Source organism: Rivibacter subsaxonicus (assembly GCF_004217215.1).
In the GTDB taxonomy this organism is placed as follows: domain Bacteria; phylum Pseudomonadota; class Gammaproteobacteria; order Burkholderiales; family Burkholderiaceae_C; genus Rivibacter; species Rivibacter subsaxonicus.
This window is the reverse complement of sequence record NZ_SHKP01000006.1, coordinates 338,722-359,614: the sequence shown is the minus strand read 5'-3', so window position 1 is coordinate 359,614 and position 20,893 is coordinate 338,722. Positions and strand designations below refer to the sequence as shown.

Below are 20,893 nucleotides of genomic sequence, written 5' to 3'. Positions count from 1 at the left end.
GCTTCACTCGTCTTCGGGTTCCGGCGCGGATCGCGCTGCCGATGGGTCGAGGTTAGCAACATCCAAGCCACCGGGCGCGGGCGGCGTGCCGGCCAGCGCCTGCTGCCAGCCGTCATGCTGCCAGTAGCGTCGGCGCGCGGCGCGCTCGCAGCGGGCACCCGCCGCGTCAAGGGTCCAGGCGCCGCAGCGTGCGCTCTCGACCACCTCGATGTGCCGCTCGCGCAGGCGCTGCATCACCGGCGGCGCCGGATGGCCGAAGCGATTGCGATAGCCGGCCTGCACCAGCGCCACGCGCGGCGCCACCGCCTCGAGCCAGGCCGGACTCGACGAGGTGACGCTGCCATGGTGGGCCAGGACCAGGATCTCGCTGCGCAGCGCGCCGGCGGCGCTGCGCTCGAGCACCGCCACCTCCTGCGCGCGTTCCATGTCGCCGGCCAGCAGCAGGGTCGGCGCCCCGCCCGCCGCATGCACGCGCAGCACGCAGGACAGGGCATTGGGCTTGATGCGCGCAGCCGCCGGCGTCGGCGCGTGCGCGGCGGCCAGCAGTTCGGCGTCCGGATGCAGCCATTCGAAGCCGACGCCATCCCAGTCCCAGCGCGCGCCCGCCAGGCAGGGCTCGACCGCGGCACCCCGCTCGCGCGCCAGCGCCAGCAACGGGTGTCCGGGTTCGAGCGAACTCTGCAGCCGCGCCACCGGCAGCGACTTCAGGAGCGTGGCGGCACCGCCAACGTGGTCGATGTCGCGATGGCTCAGCACCAGCATGTCGAGCGCGGCGACGCCCTGGGCGCGCAGCAGGGGCCGCAGCACGCGCTCGCCGGCGTCGGCCTCGCGTGAATACTGCGGCCCGGCGTCGAAGAGCAGCGCGTGGTGCGCCGTGCGCAGCAGCACCGCGCTGCCCTGCCCGATGTCGGCCGCCAGCACGGTGAGCGATCCCGGCGCCACGCCCGCCAGCGCGGGCCACAGCAGCGGCACCGCCAGCGGCAGGCCGAGCAGCCGCCAGCGCCGCGGCAGCGGCAGCACGAACAGCAGCGCGCCGACCAGGGCGGCGACGCCGGCCCAGACCGGTGCCGCCGCGGCCGTCCACGCCGCGCCGCCGCTGGCAGCGAGCATCCAGGCCAGTCCGGCGTTGAGCCCCTGCACGGCCCACGCCGCCGGCCACCAGAGCAGCGGCACCAGCACGCCGAGCAACGCCAGCGGCGTGATCAGCAGCGTCACCAGCGGGATCGCGAGCAGGTTGGCGCCGAAGCCGACCAGCGAGACTTGCTGGAAGCACAGCAGCGACAGCGGCGCCAGGCCGATGGTGGCGATCCACTGCGCGCGCACGCCACCATGCGCGGCGCGCCACAGGCGGCGCGGTCGCGAGGCCGGCAGCGGCACGGCGGCCTGGTCACGCGCGCCACGCTCGTCGCCCGCGGCCAGCAGCAGTGCCACCGCACCGAAACTGAGCCAGAAGCCCGGCTGCAGCAGCGCCCAGGGATCGAGCAAGGTGACCGCCACCGCCGCCACCCCCATCACCGCCGGCCAGCGCCAGACCAGCCCGGCACTGCGCAAAAGCACCGCGGTGGCCAGCATCAGCAGCGTGCGCTGGGCCGGCACGCCAAAGCCGGCCAACAGCGCGTAGAGCAGCGCGCAGAGCAGGCCGCCCCAGCGCGCCGCTTGCGGCGCGGGCAGCCAGTGCATCGCGCGCGTGCTCAGCCGCCACAGGCGGCCGACCAGCAGTCCGGCCAGCCAAGCGAACATCGTGACGTGGACGCCGCTGATGCTCATCAGGTGCGCGACCCCGGTATCGCGGTAGAGCGCCCAATCCTCGCGGTCGATCGCGCCCTGGTCGCCGACCGCCAGCGCGGCCAGCACCGAGGCCGCCTTGGCGCCGGCTTCGTCGTGTCCGACCTGCGCGAAGATCGCCTCGCGCACCCACTGCCGCGCGCGATCAATCCGGTGGCCCTGCGCGAAGCCCAGCCGCACCGGCGCCGGCAGCTTGTCGTCCCGCACGTAGCCGGTGGCGCGCAGCCGCTGCTCGAACAGCCACAGCTCGTAGTCGAAGCCGTGCGGATTGACCAGCCCGTGCGGCCGCTTGAGCCGCACCGGCAACTGCCAGCGCTCGCCGGCACGCAAGGCCGGCAGCGGCGGCGAGCCGGGGTTCGCGTACCAGCCGAGCAGAACACGGCGTGGCACGCGCAGCTCGCCACCATCCGGCAGTCGCGCCGACTCGACCTCGAAGGCAAAGCGCCAGCGCTGCGGGCTGGCGTCGGGCAGGCCGTCGACCACGCCGACCAGCAGCAGGTCGCGGCCCTCGATCTCCGCGGCGAGCGTGTCCTGCAGGCGCCATTCCGCGCGCATCGAGGCGAGCGCGAAGCCGAACAGGGCGGCACCCGCCGCGAGCACCAGCAGGCTCGGCGCCGGCCAGCGAAAGCGCCCACCCCGGCCCGCCGCCACCAGCAGCAGCGCTGCAACCAGCGCCAGCGCGCTCCATGCCAGCGGCCACAGCTGCGGCTGGCGCAACTGCCACGCGGTACCGGCGATGAACCCCAGCCCCGCGCTGAGGATCGAGGCCCCGGGCGGCATGGGGGCGCAGTGTAGGATTCCAAGACGGGCGCAAGAGCGCCCGCCCCCGCCTTCAGGAGCCCCTCGAATGTCCGCCCCCTCCTCGATCGCCACCCGCCTGCAGGAGCTCGGCATCACGCTGCCGCCGCTGGCGATTCCGGCCGCGGCCTACGTGCCTTTCGTGCAGAGCGGCAAGCTGCTGTTCGTCTCCGGCCACATCGCCAAGCGCGACGGCAAGGCGCAGGTCGGCCAGCTCGGCCGGAACATGGACACCGAGGCCGGCAAGCAGGCCGCGCGCGGCGTCGCGATCGACCTGCTCGGCACCCTCAACGCCGCGCTCGACGGCGACCTCACGCGCGTGGTGCGCATCGTCAAGCTGCTGAGCCTGGTCAACAGCACGCCCGACTACACCGAACAGCACCTGGTGACCAACGGCGCTTCCGAGCTGATCGGCCAGGTCTTCGGCGCCGAGGTCGGCGCCCATGCGCGCAGCGCCTTCGGCGTGGCGCAGCTGCCGCTGGGCGCCTGCGTCGAGATCGAGCTGATTGCGGAAGTATTGTGACAACCCCCACGCTCGTCGCTTCGCACCGTCGCTGCCCCCCGAGGGGGCGCAGGCCGGCTTGGGGCGGCCCGGCGCCGACCTGATCTCCGTTTGACGATGACCGATGTCTACACCCGGCTGCCGCGCGGCGTACTCGCGCTGGTGGCCCTGGTGGCCGTGAGCGCGGTCGGCGCGGCCCTCGTTTCGCAGCATGTCTTCGACATGAAGCCCTGCCCCTGGTGCATCTTCCAGCGGGTGGTGTTCCTCGCCATCGCGCTGGCGGCCTTCATCGGCTGGATCTCGAAGCCTCGTGGCATCACCGTCGCCAGCGCCACCGCGGTGTTGCTGCTGGCGCTCGGCGGCGTGGCGGCGGCCGTGTTCCAGAACCGGGTGGCGGCGCTCGACAGTTCCTGCGCGCTGACCTTTGCCGACCGCTTCCTGTTCGCGACCGGGCTCGAAAGCAGCCTGCCCTATCTGTTCCAGGTCACGGCGACCTGCATGGAAGCGGCCAGCTACCGCCTGCTCGGCCTGCCCTTCGAGGTCTGGAGCGGGCTGCTGTTCGTCCTGATCGCGCTGGCCGCGGCGCTGGTGCTGCGCGGCACGCTGGCGCCGCCGCGCGGGCAGCGATAAGCTGGACATGTGGGCGCCGATCATGGCGCCGTGGCCCTGCTGATGGAGGAGCCGATGAGCACCTCGCGTCGACCCGAATCCGGCCCGCCGCACGACTGGTGGGAGGCCGTTCACCAGTGGAGCGAATCATGGTGGGCCATGTGGCGCGCCACGTTGCCGCAGATGCCATGGCCGCCGGCCGGCACCGTCGTGCCGCCGCCGGTGGAGTCGCGCGAAGCGCCAACGCAGGACGCGGCCGCGGCACCGGCCGCCGAGATCGCGCCGCCACGCGGCCGCGCCCGGCGCGCCTCCGCGGCGGCTCCGCGCAAGGCGCGCACCGCGCCGCGCAGCGGCAAGCGCGGCGGTTGATCAGCGCTGGCGCTGGTCCGGGCGCAGTAGCAGCGTCGGCTTGAAGCCGAGTTCGCTGGCCTTGCCCTTGCGGGCCCGGTGGCCGCGATAGGCGCCCGCGGCGTTCGCCGTCAGCGTCTCGTCCTTGGCCTTGCCGCCGCGACCGGTGCCGATCGCGCGCAGCTTGCCATCGAAGGCGGCAACGCTGACCAGCGCATCCTTGGCGTCGAGGTCCATCAGCGTCAGGCCGCGGCCGCCCTTGGGCTGGTGCTTGAGTTCGTCGAGCGCAAAGACCAGCAGCCGGCCCGAGAGGCTGGCGCAGGCCACGTCCTTGCAGCCGTCGGCACGCGCCGGCGGCAAGGGCAGATCCTTCTCGCCCAGCGTCAGGAAGCTCTTGCCGCCGCGCTGGCGGGCGAACAGGTCGGAGGCAGCGGCGAGCAGGCCATAGCCGGCGGTCGAGGCCAGCAGCAGCGTCGCCTCGCCCGCGCCGGCCCAGTAGTGCAGCAACTGGGTGCCGGATTCCAGATCGATCATCGTCGTGATCGGCGCGCCGTCGCCGCGCGCGCTCGGCAGCGTGCTGACGGCGACGCTGTAGACGCGTCCGTTGGAGCCGAACACCAGCAAGGTGTCGACGGTGCGGCATTCGAAGGTGCCGTAGAGCCCGTCGCCGGCCTTGAAGGCAAATGACGCGGCGTCGTGGCCGTGGCCCTGCCGCGCCCGGACCCAGCCCTTGGCGCTGATGACGACCGTGACCGGTTCGTCAACCACCTTGATCTCGGCTACCGCGCGCTTCTCGGCCTGTATCAGCGTGCGGCGCTCGTCGCCATGGGTCTTGGCATCGGCCTCGATCTCGCGGATGACGGTGCGCTTGAGTGAAGCCGGGCTGCCGATGATGTCTTCGAGCTTGCCCTGATCGGTGCGCAGCTCCTTCAGCTCCTGTTCGATCTTGATCGCCTCCAGCCGCGCCAGCTGGCGCAGGCGGATGTCGAGGATGTCGTCGGCCTGGATCTCGCTCAGGGCAAAGCGCTCGATCAGCGCCGGCTTGGGCTCGTCGGCGTTGCGGATGATGCGGATCACCTCGTCGATGTTGAGCAGCACCAGTTGCCGACCCTCGAGCACATGGATGCGCGCCAGCACCTTGGCCAGCCGATGTTCGCTGCGGCGGGTCACGGTGGCCAGGCGGTAGCCGATCCACTCGGAAAGGATCTGGCGCAGGCTCTTCTGCGTCGGCCGGCCGTCGGCACCGACCATCGTCAGGTTCAGCGGCGCGTTGCTCTCGAGGCTGGTGTGCGCCAGCAGCGTCGTGATCAGTTCCTGCTGCTCGACCGTGCGACTCTTGGGCTCGAACACCAGGCGCACCGCGGCGTCCTTGCTCGATTCGTCGCGCACCGCGTCGAGCACCGCCAGCACGCTGGCCTTGAGCTGCACCTGCTCGGCGCTCAGCGCCTTCTTGCCGGCCTTGATCTTCGGGTTGGTGAGTTCCTCGATCTCCTCCAGCACCTTCTGCGCGCTGGTGCCGGGCGGCAACTCGGTGACGACCAGGTTCCACTGACCGCGGGCCAGGTCCTCGATCTTCCAGCGCGCGCGCAGTTTCAGCGAACCGCGGCCGGTGCGGTAGGCCTCGCGGATCTCGGTCTCGCCGGAGATCAGCTGGCCGCCACCCGGGAAGTCGGGGCCTGGCAGCAGCGCGAACAGCTCGTCGTCGCTCAGTTTCTCGTTCTTCAGCAGGGCGACGGAAGCCGCCGCCACCTCGCGCAGGTTGTGGCTCGGCACCTCGGTCGCGAGACCGACCGCGATGCCCGAGGCGCCGTTGAGCAGCACGAAGGGCAGGCGCGCCGGCAATTGGCGTGGCTCCTCGGTCGAGCCGTCGTAGTTGGGAACGAACTCGACCGTGCCCTCGTCGATCTCGTCCATCAGCAGGCGCGCGATCGGCGCCAGGCGCGCTTCGGTGTAGCGCATCGCCGCGGCACCATCGCCGTCGCGCGAGCCGAAATTGCCCTGGCCGTCGATCAGCGGGTAGCGCAGCGAAAAGTCCTGCGCCATGCGCACCAGCGCGTCGTAGGCGGCGGTGTCGCCATGCGGGTGGTAGCGGCCGAGCACGTCGCCGACCACGCGGGCGCTCTTCACCGCCTTGGGGCCGTTGGCGCTGTTGAACACCAGGCCCATGCGGGCCATCGAGTAGAGGATGCGCCGCTGCACCGGCTTCTGCCCGTCGCAGACATCGGGCAGCGCACGGCCCTTGACCACGCTCAGCGCGTACTCGAGGTAGGCGCGCTGGGCGTAGGCGGCCAGCGTCAGGGCGTTGGGGTCATCGTCTGCCGGCGGCGGCGGGGCGAGGTCGAGCTGTTGCATCGGATCGGCATTCACGGCGAAAACGCGATTGTCGTTCGAGTGCGTACGCCCTCCTGTCGCCCTGCCCGCTGCACGAGCCACCGGCGGCGGTCCACGCGGCATTGCCGCGACTGCTTCGGTTATGGACTACCCTGCAACCGCCGCCTGGAGCCAAGCGATGCCGACCATGCCGTTCTTTCACGAGCCCACCGCCGCGGTTCGCTTCTGGGTCGCGATCGACGGCGTGGAGATCGGCGCCAGCATCAGCGGCGACACGCTGCACTATCGCTACCGCCGAGGTGCCGAGCGCGAAGACCCGCTGCAGACCTACCGCGCCCATGCCGACGAGATCGATGCCGCCGTGCGACGCCGTGTCGCGCAGGGGTCGATCGAGCCTGTGATGGTGCGCGAGTTCGATCTGCGCGCCAGCGGTTGAGCGTGCTTGCCATGCTCGTCCTGCTCGCACATCGGAGAAAGCTCGCCCGATGAACGAAGAGCTCGAATACGTCGGTTTCTGGTTGCGTGTCTGGGCGGCGCTCATCGACACGCTGCTGGTGCTGCTGATGACGCTGCCGCTGGTGGCGCTGTTCTACGGCTGGGATCTCGACAAGCTCGCCAGCAGCAGCGGCGAGCGGCCGCTCGACCTGATCATCAACTGGGTACTACCGGCCATCGCGGTGCTCCTGTTCTGGCACTACCGGCAGGCGACGCCGGGCAAGATGGTCATCGGCGCGCGCATCGTCGATGCCGGCACCGGCGCCAAGCCGAGCACCGGCCAGAACATCGGCCGCTATCTGGGCTATTTCGTCTCGATCGTTCCCTTCTGCCTTGGCCTGCTGTGGGTGGGCTGGGACGCGCGCAAGCAAGGCTGGCACGACAAGCTGGCGGGAACGGTGGTGGTCCGCAACCGGCGGCGCGGCACCGAATCGGTCCGCTTCACGACGGAGCGCACCGACCCGCACTGACGCTGCGTGGCGGCCGGCGCCCTATGCGCCGCGCTGCATATCGCCGACGCGAGGCAGATTCCCTAGGCTGCGGGAATCCCAGCTTGCAGACACCGCCAGCCATGCGCCGATCGTCGACCACAGCCGTCGTGGCATGGCTCATCGCAATTTGCGGTGCGTCGTTGACCATGCCCACGTTCGCCGTTGCCCAGACGCCTGCACTCGAGGTCTTCGCAGCCGGCAGCCTGAGATCGGCCCTGACCGAGGTCGCGAAGGCCTTCGAGCAGGCCGAACCCGGCACCGGCGTGCGCCTGAGCTTCGGCGCCTCGGGCCTGCTCAAGGACCGCATCGCCGCCGGCGAACGCGCCGACGTGTTCGCCTCGGCCAACATGGAGCATCCGCAGGCGCTGGCCACCGGCGGCGCGGCCACGCCGGTGCAGCGCTTCGCGCGCAACGCGCTGTGCGTGCTGGCAGCGCCGGCCGCCGACGTCACGCCGCAGAACCTCGTCGATCGCATGCTCGACCCGGCGCTCAAGCTCGGCACCTCGACGCCCAGCGCCGATCCCTCCGGCGACTACGCTTGGCAGATGTTCGAGCGCGTCGAGCAGCAGGGGCGCGCGGGCGCCTTCAAGACGCTCACGACCAAGGCGCTGCAACTCACCGGCGGCCCAACTTCGCCGCCACCGCCGGCCGGGCAGAACGTCTACGGCGCGCTGGTCGCGCAGGGCCAGGCCGACCTGTTCGTCACCTACTGCACCAACGCCACCGCGGCGTTGCGCGAGCAACCGCAGTTGAAGCTGGTGCAGGTGCCGGAGACCATCAACGTCAGCGCCAGTTACGGTGTCACCACGATGGCCGGCACGGCACCGGGCGCAGGCCGCTTTGTCGACTTCCTGCTCGGCCCGACCGGCCAGGGCATCCTCGCCCGCCATGGCTTTGCGCCGCGATGAAGGAGCCATCGATGCTTGCTGAGGGCCGGCGCGCGCTGCTCCTGGTGTTGCTCGCGAGCGCGGCGCTGCCCGCGGCTGCGCAGGCGCCGGGTCCCGGTCCCGCAGGCGTCAGCGTGCGCGGCGACGTGCTGCGCCCACTGCAACTCGGCCGCGAGGAACTGGCCGCCTTTGCCGCCGACGAGCAGGCGAGCACCAGCGTGCTGCGTCGCGTCGCCGGCCAGGAGCGCCAGACGACAGCGCGCGGCGTGCGACTGCGCGCGCTGCTCGCCAGGGCCGGCCTGGCCGAGCGCGATCGCCTCGACTGGCGCAAGACCGTGGTCATCGTCAGCGCCAGCGACGGCTACCGCGTCGTGTTCTCGTGGCCGGAACTCGAGAACACCGAAGCCGGCGCCCAGGTGCTGGTGCTCTACGAACGCGACGGCGCGCCGCTGCCCGCCAGCGAGGGCCCGCTGGCCCTGCTCGCTGCCGCCGATCTGCGGCCCGGGCCGCGGCACGTGAAGTGGCTGTCCACCGTTGAGGTGCGCATCCTGCGCGAGTAGCCGCAAGACGCGGCCTCATACTCGCGTCTTCCCTGTCCCCACCGGAGCCGCCCCATGCGGGCTTCGCAAGAAGCCCCTCGATGCCAGGCTACCTGACCAAGCAAGAGCAGATCGCCGTTGCCGGGGTCGATGATCTCTGCATCCGTTCGCTGCTCGACAAACTGCAGTTCGCCGATCCCTTGGGCGAGGCCGAGCGGCTTGGAATCTCGTCGGCCGCATGGCCGCTGTTCGGTCTGCTGTGGCCCTCTGGCGCGCACCTCGCGGCACATCTGGCGGCACGGCCGGTGCTCGCGGCCGAGCGGATCCTCGAGATCGGCTGCGGCCTGGCCCTGGCCAGCCTGGTCGGCCACCGGCGCGGAGCCGACGTCACCGCCAGCGACTGCCATCCGCTGGCCGAGCGATTCCTGCTCGAGAACCTGCGCCTGAACGGTCTGCTGCCGTTGAAGTACCGCCATGCCCAGTGGCGCGATCCGGGCCTGGCGGACGGCCTCGCGGATGTCTCGGCAGCGGCTCGGGTGCGCGGCCACTACGACCTCATCATCGGCAGCGACCTGCTCTACGAGCGCGATGCCAACGGCGCGCTGGCGGCCTTCATCGGCCGCCACGCAGCACCGGCAGCCGAGGTCTGGATCGTCGACCCGAACCGCGGCAACCGATCGGCGTTCAACCGGCAGATGTCGGCAGAAGGCTTTTGCCTGCAGGAAACTCGGCTCGAGTACCCGGCGACCGCCTCCGCCCCGGCCTACAAGGGTCGGTTGCTGAGCTTCCGACGCGGCGCGGCCGCAGCGTCAGGCCCGCGCTAACGCATCGGCGCGCTGGCGCCGCCGGCCAGTGCCCCGGCCGTGTCGACCCAGCCGCCGCCGAGCGCCTTGTAGAGCCCGATCATCTGGGCCTGGATCGCCGCCTGGCCGCGGGTGAAGTCGAGCTCGGCGCTGAACAGGCTGCGCTCGGCATCGAGCACTTCCAGGAAGCTGGAGTAGCCGCCTTCGTAGCGGGCCCGGGCCAGCCGCGCGTAGTTGCGCAGGGCCTTGACCTGGAGTTGCTGCGCGGCCAACCGCTCGCGGTACCTGGCCTGGCCGACCAGCGCATCCTCGGCTTCCTGGAACGCGGTCTGCACCGCCCGCTGGTAGCCGTAGAGCGCCTGTTGCTCGGCCGCCTCGGCACTCTGCACCTGACCCTTGATGCTGCCGGCGGTGAACACCGGTGCCGTGATCGCGGCACCATAGGTCCAGACCCGGGCCGGCCCGTCGAACAGGCCGCTGAGCGAAGTGCTGGCGCCGCCGAACAGACCGGTCAGCGAGATGCTCGGGAAATACAGCGCCTTGGCCGCGCCGATGCGGGCATTGGCCGCGACCAGCGCCTGCTCGGCGCCGAGCACGTCGGGCCGGCGCTCGAGCAGTTCGGAGGGCAGCCCGGCCGGCACCGCCGGCAGCACCAGCGCGTCGATCGTCGCGCCGCGCGCGACCGGTCCCGGCCCGCGCCCGACCAGCACCGCCAGCGCGTTCTCCTGTTGCGCGACCTGGCGCTCCAGGTCGGGCACCGCGGCGAGCGCGGTCGCGTACTCGGAGCGCGACTGCTCGAGTTCGAGATGCGAGATCACGCCGCCCTTGAAGCGCTTCTCGAAGACCTCGAGCGACTCGCCACGGCTCTTGAGCGTGGCGCGCGAGATCTCGAGCTGGCGGTCGAGCGCGCGCAGCGTGACGTAGCCGTTGGCGATCGCCGCCACCAGCGACAGCACAGTCGCGCGTCGACCTTCCTCGCTGGCCAGCAGCTCGGCCTGGGCCGCCTCGTTGAGCCGCCGCAGACGACCGAACAGGTCGATCTCCCAGCTTGCGAAGACATCGGCCTGGACCGCGTTGTAGGGGTTGCCGGGCGGGAAGCCGGTCGCGCTGCGCTCGCTGGCGCGGGTGCGGCTGCCGGTAAGTTCGGCACCGACCTGCGGAAACAGCTGGGCGCGCGTGCTGCCGAGCACGCCGGCGAACTGGTCGACCCGCGCCGCGGCGATGCGCAAGTCGAGGTTGTTGCGCAGGCCTTCCTCGATCAGCGCGTCGAGCACCGGGTCGCCGAACTGCGTCCACCATGCCGTGTTGGCAAGCTCGCGCGCCTCGCTCGAGGCGTAGTAGTAGCGATCGGGCACCTCGAGCAGCGGGCGCTTGTAGTCGGGGCCGAGCATGCAGCCGGCCGTGGCCACGGCCGCTGCCAGCAACACCCACCGCGAGCCGGACGCGCGGATCGTCTTCATTCCGGAAGCTGCGCGGGCGGCGCCGCGTCCCTGGCCGACTTGCCGCGCTCGGACAGGGTCTCGAGCGCCCAGAAGAACATCGGAATGAAGACCATCGCGATCAGCGTCGCGCCGAGCATGCCGCCGATCACGCCGGTGCCTAGCGAATGGCGGCTCGCCGACGAGGCGCCTGAGGCGATCGCCAGCGGCACGCAGCCGAGGATGAAGGCGAGCGAGGTCATCACGATCGGGCGCAGCCGCAGCTTGGCCGCCTGCACCGCGGCCGCGTAGGCCGACAGGCCCTCCTTGTGGCGCAGTTCGACCGCGAACTCGAAGATCAGGATCGCGTTCTTGGCCGCCAGCGCGATCAGCACCGTCAGGCCGATCTGGAAGTAGACGTCGTTCTCGATGCCGCGCAGGAAGATCGCCAGCAGCGCACCGAAGAGCGCGAACGGCACCGCCATCAGCACACCGAGCGGCAGCGACCACTTCTCGTACTGCGCGGCGAGGATCAGGAACACCATCACCAGCGCAAAGGCGAACACCAGCGCCGCGGTCGAGCCGGCCTGGCGCTCCTCGAAGGCCTGACCGCTCCACTCGTAGCCGAAGTCGGACGGCAGGTGTTCCTTGGCCAACTGCTCCATCGCCAGCAACGCCTGGCCCGAGCTGAAGCCGGGCGCAGCGTCGCCGACGATCTTGGCGGCCGGGAAGTTGTTGAAGCGGGTCACGATGTCGGCCCCGGTCACGTACCGCGTGGTCGTGACGGCCTTGATCGGCACCATCTTGCCGGCCTTGCTGCGCACGTAGAGCTGCTCGAGATCCTCGGGGTTGTCGCGAAACTCGGCGTCGGCCTGCAGGATCACCTGGAACAGCCGGCTGTTCTTGGGAAACTGGCTCACGTAGAGCGAGCCGAACATGGTCTGCAGCACCGAGTAGACATCGGCGGTCGCCACCCCCTGCGTCTCGGCGCGCTCGCGGTCGACCTCGACCAGCATCTGGCGCGAGCGGGTGTTGATGGTCGAGCTCAGCGCCGCCAGCTCGGGTCGCTTGCGACCCTCGGCGATCAGCGCACGGGTGACCTCCTCGAGCCGCTGCAGCGTGGCGTCGCCCTTGCTCTGCAACCAGAACTCGAAACCGCCAGTGGTGCCGAGGCCGGGGATCGACGGCGGATTGAGCGGCACCACCACGCCCTCGCGCACCGCGTTGAAGTCGCGCCGCGCCTCGTTGATCACCATGTCGGCGCCGCGCCCGGGGCGCTCCTCGAAGCCCTTGAGCGTGACGAACAGGATGCCGGCGTTCGACTTGATCTGGCCGTCGAGCAGGCTGAAGCCGACCGCCTCGGCGACCGAGTCGACCGCCGGATCCTTGGCGAAATGCTCGCGCGCCTTGGTCGACACCGCCTGGGTGCGGTCGAGGCTGGCGGCGTCGGGCATGATCACCGCGGTGTAGAGATAGCCCTGGTCCTCGACCGGCAGGAACGAGCCCGGCACCTTCTTGAACAGCAGCAGCGTGGCCGCCAGCATCGCGGCGATCAGTAGCAGCGAGACCACCCAGCGCCGGATGCTCCACTCGACGCCGAACAGGTAGCGCCGGTTGAGGCCGTCGAAGCCGCGGTTGAAGCCGCGGAAGAAGCGGTTCGGCTCGCCATGCTGCGGCTTGAGCAGGATCGCGGCGAGCGCCGGCGACAGCGTCAGCGCGACGATGCCCGAGATCACCACCGAGACCGCGATCGTCACCGCGAACTGCTTGTAGAGCGCGCCTGTGATGCCCGAGAGAAACGCCACCGGCACGAACACCGCGCACAGCACCAGCACGATGGCAACCACCGGGCCCGAGACCTCGTCCATCGCGCGCTTGGCGGCGTCCTTGGGCGGCAGGCCGAACTCGCTCATGTTGCGCTCGACGTTCTCGATCACGACGATCGCGTCGTCGACCACGATGCCGATCGCCAGCACCATCGCGAACAGCGTCAGCATGTTGATCGAGAAGCCGAAGGCCGTCATGCCGATGAAGGCACCGATGATCGACACCGGCACCGCCAGGATCGGCACCAGCGTCGCGCGCAGGCTCTGCAGGAAGATGAAGACCACCAGCACCACCAGCACCACCGCCTCGAAGAAGGTGTGGACCACCTCGGTGATCGACTCCTGCACGAAGACCGTGGTGTCGAGCGCGACCTCGTACTCCAGCCCGGGCGGAAAGCTCTTGCGCAGTTCGGCCAGCGTCGAATGCACCTGCTTGGAGACGTCGAGCGCGTTGGCGCCGGCCTGCTGGTAGACCGCGATCAGCGTCGCGGTCTTGCCCTGGTAGCGGCTGCGCACCGAGTAGTCCTTCTGGCCCAGTTCGGCGCGGCCGATGTCCTTGATGCGCACGATCGCCGCATCGCCGCTCTTGGCGCGCAGGATGATGTTCTCGAACTCGGCCGGCTCGGTCATGCGGCCGAGCGTGGCCAGCGGAAAGGTCTGCTGCACCGCGTCGCCGGTCGGCGCCTGGCCGATGCGGCCGGCCGAGTACTGCTGGTTCTGCGCCGCCACCGCGTTCTGCACGTCGGCCACGGTGATGCCCAGGCTCGCCATGCGGTCGGGCTTGAGCCAGAGCCGCATCGCGTAGTCGGGCGAGCCCAGGATCGCCGCCTGGTTGGCGCCCGGGATGCGCTTGATCGCATCGAGCACGTAGATGTTGGCGTAGTTGGCGATGTAGGCCGTATCGAAGCTCTCGTCGGGCGAGAACACCGCCAGCACCATCATGAAGGCGCTGGAGCGCTTCTGCACGCTGACGCCCTGCTGCGTGACCGCGGTCGGCAACAGCGGCAGCGCGAGGTTGACGCGGTTCTGCACGTCGACCTGGGCCAGCGCCGGATCGGTGCCGGTCTTGAAGAAGACCGTCAGCGTCATGTTGCCCGTCGACGAGCTCGACGAGTACATGTACATCATGTTGTCGGCGCCGTTGACCTGCTGCTCGATCGGCGCCGCGAGGTTCTGCGACACCACTTCGGAGCTGGCACCGGGGTAGGTCGCGCTGACCGTCACGGTGGGCGGCGTGATGTCCGGGAACTGCGAGATCGGCAGGTTCAGCATCGCGACCAGCCCGGCCAGGACCAGGACGATCGAGATCACCGACGCGAAGATCGGTCGGTCGATGAAGAAGTGCGAGAACTTCATCGGCGCGAACTCCGGCTGGCCTGCTGGTCGAGTCCCGCGTGCCGCGTCATTGCTTGCCCGCCGCGACCACGTCGACCCGGCGTGCCGCCGCGTCGCTGCCGCTGCCGGTCACCGATGCAGGTGCGCGCAGTTGCACCTGTGACTCGCTCGCGCCACCGACCAGCAGCGCCGAGCGCACGCCCTCGGCACGCGCCTTGGCCAGCGCGACGTTGGCCGCCGCCCCGCCGCGCCGATCGGTGTAGCCGGTGATCGCGACCTGTGCGCCCGGGTTGGCGGCCAGATGGGCGGCCACCTGTGCCAGCCGCTTGGCGTCGGTGGCAGGCAAAACCGAGCTGCCGGTGGCGAAGTTCACGCTGGCCGGCAAGCCGCTGCCACCCGTCGCAGGTGCTTTTGCCGCGGTCGCCGCGGTCGCCGCGGTCGCCGGGGCCGTTCCCGGCTTCAGCAGCTTCTCGCCGGCCTGCAGTGCCGGGCTGGTCTTGCCGGTAGCGACCGCCACGGCGGCCGGTGCCGGAGTCGGCGCCAATGTCTTGACCACCTTGATGGGCGCCCCCGGCGCCAGCTTGAGCGTGCCGTCGACGATGACCGCCTCGCCGGGGCGCAGGCCGTTGGTGATGAGCCAGTCGTCGCCGACCCAACTGCCGGTCACGACCGCGCGCTGCTCGGCCTTGCCCTCCTTGTTGGCGATCCAGACATAGGCACCGCGCGGCCCCTGCTGCACCGCGCGCTGCGGCACCAGGTAGCTGCCCGGCCGCGTCGCGCCGATCAGGCGCACCCGCACGAACTGCCCCGGCCGCAGGCTGCCCTCGGGGTTGGGCAACTCGGCCCGCACGAGGAAGGTGCCGGTGTCCTGGCTGAACGCGACATCGGAGAAGGTCAGCTTGCCGCGCGCCGGGAACACCGAGCCGTCGGCCAGCACGATCTCGACCTCGAAGGCGTCGGCCGGCGGCGCCTTGACCACGCCGCGCGCGACCTCGTCGCGAAAGCGTAGCACCTCGTTCTCCGACAGGCTGAAGTTGACCCGCATCGGGTCGAGCTTGGCGACGTAGGTCAGCAGGCTGTTGGAGACATCGACATAGCTGCCTTCCTGCAGCTTGGCGAAGGAACTCAGGCCGGTCACCGGCGCATTGATCGTGGTGTAGCCGAGGTTCAGCTCGGCCTCGATGACCTTGGCCTTGGCCGCCTCGACCGCGGCCGCGGCCGACTGCTCCTGGCCGACCGCGTCGTCCAGGTCCTTCTGCGACAGCGCGTTCTGCGCCGCCAGCGGCTTGACCCGCGCCAGGTTCTGGCGCGCGACGTCGAGCCGCGCCTGCTGCGCGGCCTTCTCCGAGCGCGCCGCCTGCAGCGCCGCCTCGAAGGGCTTGCGGTCCATGATGAACAGCGGCTGGCCGGCCTTGACCGTCGCGCCCTCGGTGTAGACGCGCTTGTCGAGGAAGCCCGAGACGCGCGCGCGCACCTCGACCTGCTGCGAGCTCTCGGTCTGGCCGACGTACTCCGGCGAGACCGGCGCCGCCTGCGGCGTGACCACCAGCGTCGTGACCTCGACCGCCGGCACAGCGGCAGCCGGCGCCGGCTTGTCGCCACAGGCGGCCAGCAGCACGACTGCGCAGAACGCCGCGAGCAGCGCGGTCGGCGCAGGCGCTGCGGGCGTGCGGCAACGTGGGTTCATCGCGGCGCCTCCTCGATCGTTCTGCGAAAAGCCTGCCGCGCTTGTGCCATGAGGACAAGCTGAAGTAAAGCCCGAAGGCCTATGGCCGCGGGCCGCCGTGCGGGCGGGGTCAGCCAGCCGTTTCGGCGTGCTTGACGATCGTCACCGGCAGCCTGGCTGCGGCCAACACCGCCTGCGATACCGAGCCCAGCAGCGCGCCGCGCAGGCCGCCGAGACCGCGCGCACCGAGGATCAGCGCCGCGCAACCATGGCGCTCGGCCATCTCGATGAGCGTCGGTGCCGGCAGGCCGGAGCCGATTTCGCGCTCGCAAGGCAGGCCGGCCGCATCGAACAGCGCCTGCGCACCGGCCAGCGCGCGTGAACCCACGGTGCCGCCGAGCCGCTCCAGCACCTCGGCATCGGGCGCCAGCACCATTTCATAGACGTAGGTCGGCTCCTGCACCGTCGCCAGCAGGAAGCTGGCCTGCAGACCGTGACGACGCAACTCGAGCGCATGGCGCGCCGCGTCGAGCGCGAGCTCGGAACCGTCGACGGCGACGAGGATCTTCATGGCGGGTCTCCGGTGGATCGGCGTGTCCCGCAGCCTAGAGCACCAGGCCGCGCGCCGCTTGCGCTCGATCAAGGGCCCGGCGAGCACGGCTTGCCCCGGCGCGCCGCATTTGACACAGAATCCACCTCGTTCGCCAGGCCGCAGAACCCGCAAGGAGAAGCCATGAAGATCCTGCTTGCCGTCGACGGCAGTGCCTATACCAAGCACATGCTCGCCTATGTGGCGGGGCATCCCGAGTGGTTTGGATCGAACCACCAGTACACGGTGGTTCATGCAGTGCCGAAGGTCTCGCCGCATGCGGCATCGTCGCTCAGCCGGGAGATGCTCGACGAGTACTACCACGACGAGGTGGAGAAGGTCTTCGAGCCGATCCGCGCCTTCTTCGAACAGCACGGCCTGCAGGCCGAGTTCGTCGGCATGACGGGCCATGTGGCCGAAGTCATCTCCCAGAAGGCGGACTCGGGCGGCTTCGATCTGCTGATGATGGGCTCGCACGGCCAGGGCAGCGTGCTGAACATGGTGATGGGCTCGGTCGCCACCAAGGTGCTGGCCGGCTGCAAGTTGCCGGTGCTGCTGGTGCGCTGATTGATGAGTGCCCCCCGCACTCACAGCGTTCGTTGCCCCCCGAGGGGGCTCTCACGCCCTTCGGGCGGCCGGGCGGGCGTGAGATGAGCGACGCCACGCCGGACGAGGCGGAGTCGCTCGACCCGCAAGACTGGCCGGCGATGCGGGCGCTGGCCCATCGCATGGTCGACGACGCGCTCGACTACCTCGAGACCGTGGCCGAGCGGCCGGTGTGGCAGGCGGTGCCGCCCGAGGTGGCGCGCCGCTTCGACGGCCCGGCGCCGCGCGAGCCCGAAGGCGCGCAGGCGGCCTATCAGGCCTTCGCGAACGACGTGCTGCCCTACCCGACTGGCAACATCCATCCACGCTTCTGGGCCTGGTACATGGGCAACGGCACGGTGCTCGGTGCGCTGGCCGATTTCCTGGCCGCGACGATGAACAGCAACCTCGGCGGCGGCAACCATGCGGCCAACCTGGTCGAGGCGCAGGTGATCGGCTGGCTCAAGGACATGCTCGGCTTTCCGGCCGGCGCCAGCGGCCTGCTGGTGAGCGGCGGCTCGATGGCCAACCTGGTCGGGCTCACGGTGGCGCGCAACACGCACGCCGGTGCCGATGTGCGCCACCAGGGCGTGGCGGCCGCGCCGAAGCCGATGAGCGTCTACGCCTCGGTCGAGGTTCACAGTTGCAACCAGAAGGCACTCGAACTGCTCGGGCTGGGCAGCCAGGCGCTGCGGCGGGTGCCGGTGCTGGCCGACTACACGATCGACCTGGCAGCGTTGAAGCAGATGATCGACGCCGACCGCGGCGCCGGCCTGCAGCCGATCTGCGTGATCGGCAGCGCCGGCACCGTCAACACCGGCGCCATCGACGACCTCGACGCGCTGGCCGATCTGTGTGCGCGCGAGGGCCTGTGGTTCCACGTCGACGGTGCGATCGGCGCGGTGGCGGTGCTGGCCGACAACGTGCGGCCTCAGTTGCGCGGCATAGCGCGCGCCGACTCGGTGGCCCTGGACCTGCACAAGTGGATGCACGTCCCGTTCGAGGCCGGCTGCGTGCTGGTGCGCGACGAGCCGGCCCATCGCAACAGCTTTTCGCTGACGCCCGAGTACCTCGAGCACGGCACGCGCGGGCTGGCCGGCGGCAAGCTCTGGTTCAGCGACTACGGCGTACAGCTCTCGCGCCAGTTCCGCGCGCTGAAGGTCTGGATGTCGATCAAGGAGCACGGGCTCGATCGCTTCGGCCGCATGATCGCGCGCAACGTCGAGCAGGCGCACTACCTCGGCGAGTTGATCGCGGCGCGGCCGGCCGAGCTCGAACTGATGGCGCCGATCGGGCTCGACATCGTCTGCTTCCGCTACAACCCGGGCCGGCTCGACGACGCCGCGCTCGACGCGATCAACCGCGAGCTGCTGCTGCAGTTGCAGGAGCAAGGCATCGCGGCACCCTCGTACACGACGCTCGGCGGGCGTTATTGCCTGCGGGTGGCGGTGGCCAACCACCGCAGCCGGCGCGCCGACTTCGACGCGCTGGTCGAGGCCGTGCTGCGCATCGGCGCCGAACTCCTGGGCGCCGCGCCGGCGGCACGCGCCGCTTCCTGATCCGGCTGCCGCCGCGGCGGCAACCGGACCTGGACGGTCACTTCGCCAGCGCGTCGGCGCCCGCCTTGGCGACCACGCCGTCCTGCTCGGAGGTCGCGCCGGAGACCCCGATGGCGCCGATGATCTTGCCTTCGACCACCAGCGGCAATCCGCCTTCGACCGCGCTGGCACCGCGCAGCGAGAGGACACGCGTGCCGGCGCCGCCACCAGCGACCGCGTCCTGAAAGGCCTTGGTCGGACGCCGGTACATCGCGGCCGAGACCGCCTTGTCCTGCGCCACCGCGGTGCTGGCGGTCTGGGTATTGTTCATGCGCTCGAAGGCCACCAGTTGGCCGGCGGTGTCGACCACGGCCACCGCCATCGGCAGGCCCTGCTTGCCCGCATCCGCGATGGCCGCGTCCACGGCCTTGCGCGCCTGCTCGAGTGTCACGTTGGGCCCGTACTGCGGAACCTGCGCCTGCGCGGCGACCGCCAGCCCGCACAGTGCGGTGGCAGCGAGCCGACAGAACAGTCTTCTGACATGCATGGGAGTCTCCTCGTCTGGGGTTTGCAGAAGGCTCGGCCGGCGGCATGCGTTGCCGCATGAGCTTGGCCGAAGTTTCAGCCTAGCACCGGGCCTGCCGGATTGCATGGTGCCGATCCCGCGGTCGCGATGCGGCCGGCGCCACGCGGCTGCACTGCCCACCGACTCAACGCTCAACGCGCAAAGCGCTCGCGCAGCTTGAGCTTCCAGAACTTGCCGGTCGAGGTGCGCGGCACGGCGTCGATCACCTCGTAACGGTCCGGCAACTGCCATTTCGCAAAGCCCTGCGCGAGCAGGTGCGCACCGAGTGCCGCGGCGTCGGCCTGCTGGCCCGGCTTGAAGACGAGGCAGGCCAGCGGGCGCTCGCCCCACTTCTCGTCGGGAAGCGCGATCACCGCGGCCTCGGCCAGCGCCGGGTGCGCCATCAGCGCGTTCTCCAGATCGACCGAACTGATCCACTCGCCGCCGCTCTTGATGAGGTCCTTGGTGCGGTCGGTGATGCGCACGAATCCGAGCGCGTCCATGGTCGCGACATCGCCGGTGCGCAGCCAGCCGTCGGGCGTGAACTTGTCTTCGGCGACCGGCACCTCGTGGTACTCGCGGGTGATGAAGGGGCCGCGGACCTGGATCTCGCCCATCGTGACGCCGTCCCAGGGCGCGTCGCTGCCTTCGTCGGTGCGGATGCGCACCTCGACCAGCGGGGCCGGCACCCCGGCCAGCGCGGCGCGGCGATAGCGCTCGTCGATGCCCGCATCACGCAACTCGGCGCGCGGATAGGACACGGTCGCCAGCGGCGAGGTCTCGGTCATGCCCCAGCCCTGCAGCAGCCAGACACCGTGCCTGTCGAAGGCGCGGATCAGCGCCTCCGGCACCGCCGCCCCACCCACCAGCGAGCGCATGCCGGCCGGCAGCTTCCAGCGACCGGGCTCGCCGGTCTGCGCGGCGTCGAAGGTCTGGATCAGGCTCATCCAGATGGTCGGCACGCCCAGCGCCAGCGTTGGCGGCTCGAGTTGCATCAGGTCGAGCAGGTCGACCGGATGCAGGTGCGGGCCGGGGAACACCATCGTCACGCCGAGCATCACCGCCGCGTAGGGCAGGCCCCAGCAGTTGGCATGGAACATCGGCGTGACCGGCAGCACGACGTCGGTGCTCTTCAGGCCCCAGTGGTCGCCGAGACAGCCGATCAGCGTGTGCAGCACCGTCGAGCGGTGCGAATAGACCACGCCCTTGGGCCGGCCGGTGGTGCCGCTCGTGTAGCACATGGCGACCGGATCGGTCTCCTCGTGTGGCAACGCAACGAAGCCCTCGCCGTCGGCGCCGGCCAGCAACTGTTCGTAGTCGCTGAATTCGTCGGGCACCGGCGCGCCCGTGAACGGGAACACGATCACGCGCTCGAACTTGTGCAGGTGCGCGAATTGCCGGTAGAGCGGCAGCAGCACGTCGTCGACGACCAGGAAGCGGTCCTGTGCATCGGCGGCGATCCAGCCGAGTTCCTCGGGCGCCAGGCGCAGGTTCAGCGTGTGCAGCACGCCACCGGCGGCCGGGACGCCGAAGTAGCACTCGAGGTGCGCGTGGTGGTTCCAGCTCAGCGTGGCGACGCGCTCGCCCTTGCGCAAGCCGAGCTCCTGCAGCGCCGCCGCCAGCGCCAGAGTGCGCCGGTGCCACTGGCCGTAGCTGTGTTCGCGCAGGCTCTTGTCGGGCAGGCGCGAGACGATGCGTCCACCGACGAACAGCGTGCCCGCGCGCTCCAGCAGATGGTTCAGAGACAGCGGGATCTCCATCATCGTGCTGCGCATCGCGGGCT

18 protein-coding genes are annotated in these 20,893 nt (G+C 70.6%); 10 read left to right on the top strand and 8 right to left on the bottom strand.

Translation table 11 applies throughout. The features are described 5' to 3' along the window. Nucleotides 1-3 precede the first annotated feature (3 nt). The gene (locus tag EV670_RS11605) at nt 4-2,565 is read right to left on the bottom strand and encodes a DNA internalization-related competence protein ComEC/Rec2 (protein ID WP_130432205.1); all 2,562 of its coding nucleotides are present in this window, start codon (nt 2,563-2,565) and stop codon (nt 4-6) included. A gap of 67 nt (nt 2,566-2,632) precedes the next feature. Between EV670_RS11605 and EV670_RS11600 the strand changes: the two genes are divergently transcribed. From EV670_RS11600 to EV670_RS11590, 3 genes are all read left to right on the top strand, one after another. Then, complete coding sequence (locus EV670_RS11600; protein ID WP_130432203.1) at nt 2,633-3,106, top strand: RidA family protein; 474 nt, start codon at nt 2,633-2,635, stop codon at nt 3,104-3,106. Between the two features lie 96 nt (nt 3,107-3,202). Beyond that, a complete protein-coding gene (locus tag EV670_RS11595; protein ID WP_130432201.1) occupies nt 3,203-3,715 on the top strand; it encodes a disulfide bond formation protein B in 513 nt (170 codons plus the stop codon). A gap of 54 nt (nt 3,716-3,769) precedes the next feature. After that, nucleotides 3,770-4,063 (top strand): hypothetical protein, encoded by a 294-nt coding sequence (locus EV670_RS11590; protein ID WP_130432199.1) that lies wholly within the window; start codon nt 3,770-3,772, stop codon nt 4,061-4,063. Here EV670_RS11590 and parC read toward each other — a convergent pair whose 3' ends face one another. Then, a complete protein-coding gene (parC, locus tag EV670_RS11585) occupies nt 4,064-6,394 on the bottom strand; it encodes a DNA topoisomerase IV subunit A (RefSeq protein WP_130432197.1) in 2,331 nt (776 codons plus the stop codon). It lies immediately after the preceding gene. A gap of 157 nt (nt 6,395-6,551) precedes the next feature. Between parC and EV670_RS11580 the strand changes: the two genes are divergently transcribed. The 5 genes from EV670_RS11580 (at nt 6,552) to EV670_RS11560 (ending at nt 9,609) form a co-directional block, all read left to right on the top strand. After that, nucleotides 6,552-6,809 (top strand): DUF1488 family protein, encoded by a 258-nt coding sequence (locus EV670_RS11580; RefSeq protein ID WP_130432195.1) that lies wholly within the window; start codon nt 6,552-6,554, stop codon nt 6,807-6,809. Between the two features lie 49 nt (nt 6,810-6,858). Then, complete coding sequence (locus tag EV670_RS11575; protein ID WP_130432193.1) at nt 6,859-7,338, top strand: RDD family protein; 480 nt, start codon at nt 6,859-6,861, stop codon at nt 7,336-7,338. A gap of 167 nt (nt 7,339-7,505) precedes the next feature. Beyond that, nucleotides 7,506-8,267 (top strand): molybdate ABC transporter substrate-binding protein, encoded by a 762-nt coding sequence (locus EV670_RS11570; protein ID WP_130432191.1) that lies wholly within the window; start codon nt 7,506-7,508, stop codon nt 8,265-8,267. 11 nt (nt 8,268-8,278) lie between these two features. Then, the gene (locus EV670_RS11565) at nt 8,279-8,806 is read left to right on the top strand and encodes a molybdopterin-dependent oxidoreductase (protein WP_165393301.1); all 528 of its coding nucleotides are present in this window, start codon (nt 8,279-8,281) and stop codon (nt 8,804-8,806) included. Between the two features lie 80 nt (nt 8,807-8,886). Then, entirely contained in the window at nt 8,887-9,609 is a 723-nt protein-coding gene (locus EV670_RS11560) for a class I SAM-dependent methyltransferase (protein WP_130432187.1), read from the top strand. On the opposite strand, the gene EV670_RS11555 is transcribed toward EV670_RS11560, so the two are convergent. The 4 genes from EV670_RS11555 to EV670_RS11540 form a co-directional block, all read right to left on the bottom strand. Beyond that, nucleotides 9,606-11,048 carry an efflux transporter outer membrane subunit gene (locus EV670_RS11555; RefSeq protein WP_130432185.1) on the bottom strand — a complete coding sequence of 481 codons (1,443 nt, stop codon included), beginning with the start codon at nt 11,046-11,048 and terminating at the stop codon, nt 9,606-9,608. The genes EV670_RS11560 and EV670_RS11555 overlap by 4 nt on opposite strands. Then, nucleotides 11,045-14,188 (bottom strand): efflux RND transporter permease subunit, encoded by a 3,144-nt coding sequence (locus EV670_RS11550; protein WP_130432183.1) that lies wholly within the window; start codon nt 14,186-14,188, stop codon nt 11,045-11,047. Before EV670_RS11550 ends, EV670_RS11555 begins: the two co-directional genes overlap by 4 nt. A 46-nt stretch (nt 14,189-14,234) precedes the next feature. Further along, nucleotides 14,235-15,854: an efflux RND transporter periplasmic adaptor subunit gene (locus tag EV670_RS11545; RefSeq protein WP_130432181.1), complete on the bottom strand. Its 1,620-nt coding sequence runs from the start codon at nt 15,852-15,854 to the stop codon at nt 14,235-14,237. A 109-nt stretch (nt 15,855-15,963) separates the two neighbouring features. Continuing rightward, nucleotides 15,964-16,404, bottom strand: a complete 441-nt coding sequence (locus tag EV670_RS11540; protein ID WP_130432179.1) for a universal stress protein — start codon at nt 16,402-16,404, stop codon at nt 15,964-15,966. Between the two features lie 162 nt (nt 16,405-16,566). Between EV670_RS11540 and EV670_RS11535 the strand changes: the two genes are divergently transcribed. Continuing rightward, the gene (locus EV670_RS11535; RefSeq protein WP_130432177.1) at nt 16,567-16,989 is read left to right on the top strand and encodes a universal stress protein; all 423 of its coding nucleotides are present in this window, start codon (nt 16,567-16,569) and stop codon (nt 16,987-16,989) included. 83 nt (nt 16,990-17,072) lie between these two features. Next, nucleotides 17,073-18,566: a pyridoxal phosphate-dependent decarboxylase family protein gene (locus tag EV670_RS11530; RefSeq protein WP_130432175.1), complete on the top strand. Its 1,494-nt coding sequence runs from the start codon at nt 17,073-17,075 to the stop codon at nt 18,564-18,566. 37 nt (nt 18,567-18,603) lie between these two features. On the opposite strand, the gene EV670_RS11525 is transcribed toward EV670_RS11530, so the two are convergent. Next, complete coding sequence (locus EV670_RS11525; RefSeq protein ID WP_130432173.1) at nt 18,604-19,092, bottom strand: GlcG/HbpS family heme-binding protein; 489 nt, start codon at nt 19,090-19,092, stop codon at nt 18,604-18,606. Between the two features lie 170 nt (nt 19,093-19,262). Further along, nucleotides 19,263-20,885, bottom strand: coding sequence for a long-chain-fatty-acid--CoA ligase (locus EV670_RS11520; RefSeq protein ID WP_130432171.1), 1,623 nt, complete (start codon nt 20,883-20,885; stop codon nt 19,263-19,265). Nucleotides 20,886-20,893: the final 8 nt, after the last annotated feature.